Annotated in this window: 3 protein-coding genes; all 3 read right to left on the bottom strand. The window is 70.7% G+C overall.

The genetic code is table 11. The features are described from left to right. A partial coding sequence (locus tag OTB19_RS43110; RefSeq protein WP_267804315.1) for a DNA cytosine methyltransferase occupies positions 1-356 on the bottom strand: 356 nt, incomplete at its 3' end. Then, on the bottom strand, positions 353-550 hold the full coding sequence (locus tag OTB19_RS43105; RefSeq protein WP_267804314.1) for a hypothetical protein: 198 nt from the start codon (positions 548-550) through the stop codon (positions 353-355). The genes OTB19_RS43105 and OTB19_RS43110, both read right to left, overlap by 4 nt. A 5-nt stretch (positions 551-555) precedes the next feature. Beyond that, the gene (locus OTB19_RS43100; RefSeq protein WP_420717041.1) at positions 556-738 is read right to left on the bottom strand and encodes a hypothetical protein; all 183 of its coding nucleotides are present in this window, start codon (positions 736-738) and stop codon (positions 556-558) included. Positions 739-949: the final 211 nt, after the last annotated feature.

Raw genomic sequence — 949 nt, 5'->3', positions numbered from 1 at the left:
CTGGAAGACCTTGGAGAACCCGCCACCGGCAGCGGCCAGCCGGAAACCCACCCTGCCCAAAACCGGAAACCCGCCCCGAAAACAATCACACCGCGTGACCAGAGATCACGCGGTGGATCGAGGCTGAAGGTCTGGCAGGGCGGGGAGGCGATGAGGCCGGTCACCTTTCCATGGAGCGGCGCGGTGGGGTAGGCGGCGACATCGGCACGGATCGTGGTGTGTCCGGCGGCGGCGCGGGTGGCGCAGCTGGAGGCGTCGATCTCGATGCCGATGTCCCGGAGACCGAGTGCGCGAAGTCCTTCGGACCAGCCGCCGGGGCCGGCGAACAGGTCCAGGATCTGGCCAGGAGCGTTCACGCCTTGGCCCCGTTCGTGTGTGCCGCGCCGTGGTTGGCGTTCCAGCCGGCGATGAGGGAACCGACCTGGGCGTCTCCCTTGGCGGAGGCGGAGGCGCCGCAGTGGCAGACGGCGGAAGCGGTGGCCGGCTCGGACGGGGAGGGCTTGCTGACGTGGAGGCCGGGCGTCTTGTTCGTGGGGGCGAGGTTGGCCATGCCGTTCACCGCCCGATCCGGACGAGGGCGGCGGGGACGGTGTGGCCGAGGCCGTGGCACGTCGGGCAGTTGACGGGGATGGTGGTGCGGGTGCCGTCCGTGGAGCGGGCGCCGGTGGTGATCGTGGCGGTGGCGAAGCCGTCGCAGTCGCGGCACGCGGGCGGGGTCGAGCCGGTCTGGGGCATCATGAGATCTCCCTTTCGGGTCCGTTGGATCTGGAATGGGTCAGGCGCCCGGGGCGGCGGAAGTTTGGCGACCGAGGCCGCCCCGGGGGCCGCTTAGTGGTCTGCGTCGTAAATCCTTCGGGGGTTGACGTCGGGCTTGGCGTGCGCTTGCCCGTGTCAGGTGTCGAGACCGGTGAGGTGGAGGTGGCAGGCGGTGTCGAGTGCGTCCTCGGGG

The sequence above is a fragment of the Streptomyces sp. H27-H5 genome (assembly GCF_026627505.1).
GTDB lineage: Bacteria > Actinomycetota > Actinomycetes > Streptomycetales > Streptomycetaceae > Streptomyces.
Note: the sequence above shows the minus strand (reverse complement) of the source record. Positions and strands in the feature narration are given on the sequence as shown.

Coding starts and splice junctions, on each gene's coding strand:
- OTB19_RS43100 (WP_420717041.1), bottom strand. CDS start 738: ATGATGCCCCAGACCGGCTCGACCCCGCCCGCGTGCCGCGACTGCGAC.
- OTB19_RS43105 (WP_267804314.1), bottom strand. CDS start 550: ATGGCCAACCTCGCCCCCACGAACAAGACGCCCGGCCTCCACGTCAGC.